This window comes from Tepidimonas aquatica, from assembly GCF_007556585.1.
GTDB classification, from domain to species: domain Bacteria; phylum Pseudomonadota; class Gammaproteobacteria; order Burkholderiales; family Burkholderiaceae_C; genus Tepidimonas; species Tepidimonas aquatica.
Map to the genome: position 1 here is coordinate 1 of NZ_VJNA01000060.1, position 3221 is coordinate 3221.

Here is a 3221-nt window from a genome sequence, read left to right on the forward strand (position 1 = left end):
TTGGCTCCCCGACCTGGGCTCGAACCAGGGACCTACGGATTAACAGGCCGAGTACAGACACCAACAGGCACCAATATACACCAGCCATAGACGGGTGCAAAGCATGGCCAGACGTTTGAGCCTCGTCCCCATAAAGACAGAGCCCCGGTCAGGCTTTCGCCTGCCGGGGGTGTCTTCCCATCTCGACTACGAGTGAACGCAGAAACCACGCTGCGCTTGTTGGGGACTTTCCAGCCTTTCGGCCTTGGGTCACGCCGTGGCGCCTGTCACTTCGGCGCCACCAGAGCGGCTCAATGCTTTTTTACCAGGTTGATGCGGCAGTTGAGCCCCACCCACTGCGCGAGCTCCACAAAGTCGCGCAGTACCGCCACCCCTTCGTCGGCTCCCAGCCACGGCAGCAAGGCGCGCCGCTCCTGGGGGCCGATCGACAGCAGATGACGGGTGACGGGATTTTGGGTATTGACGCGAGCCCCGCTCGCCACCAAAGATTCAACTGCGGCTAACACGCCATCGAGAAAGCCAGAGGCGCGAGACGCATCGCCCGTGGTTGCAGCGGCTACCAACTCGATCTGCAGTAGCGGCATCAGCTCGCGCTTACCTTGGATCAGCTCGAGCGCCAGCGAGTAGCCCCGTTGAGCCATCATTACATCCCGTGGGCGTAGCAGCAGTTCCCAGATGGCGGAGTTGCTGGCCTGCGGTTGCTCCGCCTTGCGGCCGATGAGCCCCTTTGGGACGCGATTGATCCGGCTGGCGGCGGTACTCATTCAGGCGGCCAGCAGGTCTTTGAAGGCTGCGAAGGCTCCGACGCGGATCGGCGCGATGCCAACGTCAGCACGGGCGATGATGCGCACGCGGCCATCCTTGGCGCCGGTAATGTCGTCGACCAGCAAGTCGATTGCTGCCGGACCCCAGAAACCGACAGCGATCTCGGCCAGGTCGCCCAGCACCAGCGCAGAACAGACGCCGGAACTGGTGCCCTTGGTCAGGTTGTCCGGGACATTTGGGGTCACGCGCACCGGGTAGCCCAGCAGGTCGCGGCCTTCGAAGAGGAACAGGTCGCCGCCTGAAACGCGCTGGGTGGTCCGCAGCTTCTTGGCCAGGGCAGGGCTCATCAGGAACGCAGGCGCAGCCATCTGGCCCGCGCGTGTGGCGACAGAGTGCTCGAGGTCCACCAGGTGCCCCCAGGTGGGTGCAGCACCGTTCGCGCCAGCCTCGAGCACGTCGAGGTCGGCATTGCCCAGCAGGCCCAGCGGTTGGCTCGTGCCGTTGCCGTTGATCGCGGCCAGGTCGATGGCGTGTGCGAGGCGGGTCACCAGCTCGCGCGACAGCAGCGCGTTGACGTCGACGGCTGCGTCATGCAGCAGGCGGCGCGAGAGTGTGACGGTGACGATCAGGCTTTTCGGCGTGAGGCGCGACTCGCCAAAGGTCGGCTCACGCTGGGGGGCCGGGTCGCCCTCGGCAATCCACCCATCGGCGGGGTCAAGCGGCGTGGTGGTGGTGATGCCGTAAGACGATCCCGTCAGGCCCGAGAGCACGGTAGCGCCGCCGCCAATGACAGCGGAGCTCGGCAGCAGACTTGCGGCGTTTTCGCGGTCCAGGCGCGCCGTGGTCAGGCTCGACGAATTGCTCGTGGTCAGATCGCGCGTCAGCGCTTTCAGCGGCACCCAGGTGCCACTCGGAACATTGCCGCCGCGCTGACGCAGCGATTCGGAGAGCTCAGACCAGGCCGAGACCTTGCGCTCATCAAGCGGGCGCAACGGGTGGCGGGTCTTGGACAGCACCAGCTCGCGGAGGTCCAGCTTGGACCCATATCGCTGCAGGGATTGCGCCTGCAAACCGAGCTCGTCGGCGGTCCTGCGCTGCAGCTCGCGCAGCGTCGGGCGGATTGGGGTCGCTTCCATTCGGGGGGCCTTTCGTGATGGGTTGATGCCACGATTGAACCAACCCGCGCGCGAAGTCTTGACAATAAAGTGCTTCAGCGGCCCCGGCCTTCCAGGAGCTGGCGGTAGCGGCGGGGCGTCGATGGCAGCGGCACCCCGCCAATGCGGCGGGCCTCAAACAGCAGCCGCTCGAGCTCGCTGGCGTGTTCGGGCGCTTCATCCAGGCGCCACCAGGCGGGCCACTTGCGCAGCTCGAATCGCTGGGCCATTCGCGCCAGCTCGACTGCGATGCGCCAGGGATGGGGACCGATCTCGGCTTCGACGTGCTGCGCCAGGCGGTACAGGTATTCGTCGCGCAGCCGAAGGCGGGCCGGTTCGGGGGTGCTTGGCATCCCCAGGCAGCGCGCCAGGCTTGGCGAGGGCCGTCGCAGTCGGCGGCCGTCCGCGTCAAGGGCGCCACGCTGCCCCGACAGGAGCCATGCGCGCACGCGCTCGCGCACCCACTGCCAGGTCTCGGGCGAGGGCCGATCCTCGAGCAGCGCCAGCAAGTGCTCGCGGTGGTCACTCATGGTGCGGCCTCCTGATGATCGGCGAACACCAGAACGAGGGGCCCGGCGTCGCCTCGCGCAGTGCGCGGCGCAGCATCGTCCGCAGCGGCTCGCCTGGCAGTCGCCAGATTTCGGGAAGGCGGCCAGGTACGGCCTCCAGACCGGCGATTTCGGCATCATGCGAAGCCAGCGGGAGCACGTACAGCTCTAGCGATTCATGCATGGCTGCCCTCCTGCGAATTGAGCAAGTCGCCATCAGCGACAAGGCTCAACGCACCTCGAATCTCGTCCTCTAGTATTTGGTGCACGGCCACCGGATCAGTGGTCGCAGCCAGGCCCGTCGCAACGCGGTCAGGGATGCCCAGAAAGCGCTCGCGCAGGGTGCTCAGTCGCCGGGCGACCGCATGCCGTACCGCGTCGACGCGAATCAGCTCACCCCGCTGCTCCTGCAGCCTCAGCACGGCCAGCTGCGCCTCCGCCTCCTCGCGAACGCGTCGTGCGTCCTCGTAGGTGGCACCCGGGGCTACGCTACCGCTTCGCACCGGCACGGCGGGTGAGCTACCCGTCCGCCGACGGGAGTTGGCCGCCCACTGCGCATCGGCCGCAATGGGCTCGATCATCTCTCGCCCGTCGACCACTATTGGCGTGATGCGACCCTCTGCGATGGCGCGGGTTACAGCGCTGGGTGCGACGCCTCGGCGACGGGCGTATTCACTTTTCGTGATTAGTTGAGTTTTCATAAATCAGAGCCTCTTTGTCGATAGCCTTAACTATTCCTGGCACTGCCCACTAG

General features: G+C 66.3%; 5 protein-coding genes. All 5 read right to left on the minus strand.

Features of this window, described 5'->3' with window-relative positions:
- Positions 1 to 290: 290 nt before the first annotated feature.
- The 5 genes from Taqua_RS12750 to Taqua_RS12770 all read right to left on the minus strand — a co-directional run bounded on the left by Taqua_RS12750 (position 291) and on the right by Taqua_RS12770 (position 3048).
- The gene (locus tag Taqua_RS12750; RefSeq protein WP_133597535.1) at positions 291 to 764 is read right to left on the minus strand and encodes a hypothetical protein; all 474 of its coding nucleotides are present in this window, start codon (positions 762 to 764) and stop codon (positions 291 to 293) included.
- Positions 765 to 1901, minus strand: a complete 1137-nt coding sequence (locus Taqua_RS12755) for a phage major capsid protein (RefSeq protein WP_133597537.1) — start codon at positions 1899 to 1901, stop codon at positions 765 to 767. It lies immediately after the preceding gene.
- Positions 1902 to 1975: 74 nt separating this feature from the next.
- Positions 1976 to 2449, minus strand: coding sequence for a hypothetical protein (locus tag Taqua_RS12760; protein ID WP_143904472.1), 474 nt, complete (start codon positions 2447 to 2449; stop codon positions 1976 to 1978).
- Positions 2442 to 2651 (minus strand): hypothetical protein, encoded by a 210-nt coding sequence (locus tag Taqua_RS12765; protein ID WP_133597541.1) that lies wholly within the window; start codon positions 2649 to 2651, stop codon positions 2442 to 2444. Before Taqua_RS12765 ends, Taqua_RS12760 begins: the two co-directional genes overlap by 8 nt.
- On the minus strand, positions 2644 to 3048 hold the full coding sequence (locus Taqua_RS12770; RefSeq protein WP_143904470.1) for a hypothetical protein: 405 nt from the start codon (positions 3046 to 3048) through the stop codon (positions 2644 to 2646). Before Taqua_RS12770 ends, Taqua_RS12765 begins: the two co-directional genes overlap by 8 nt.
- Positions 3049 to 3221 lie beyond the last annotated feature (173 nt).

Coding starts and splice junctions, on each gene's coding strand:
- Taqua_RS12750 (WP_133597535.1), bottom strand. CDS start 764: ATGAGTACCGCCGCCAGCCGGATCAATCGCGTCCCAAAGGGGCTCATC.
- Taqua_RS12755 (WP_133597537.1), bottom strand. CDS start 1,901: ATGGAAGCGACCCCAATCCGCCCGACGCTGCGCGAGCTGCAGCGCAGG.
- Taqua_RS12760 (WP_143904472.1), bottom strand. CDS start 2,449: ATGAGTGACCACCGCGAGCACTTGCTGGCGCTGCTCGAGGATCGGCCC.
- Taqua_RS12765 (WP_133597541.1), bottom strand. CDS start 2,651: ATGCATGAATCGCTAGAGCTGTACGTGCTCCCGCTGGCTTCGCATGAT.
- Taqua_RS12770 (WP_143904470.1), bottom strand. CDS start 3,048: ATGATCGAGCCCATTGCGGCCGATGCGCAGTGGGCGGCCAACTCCCGT.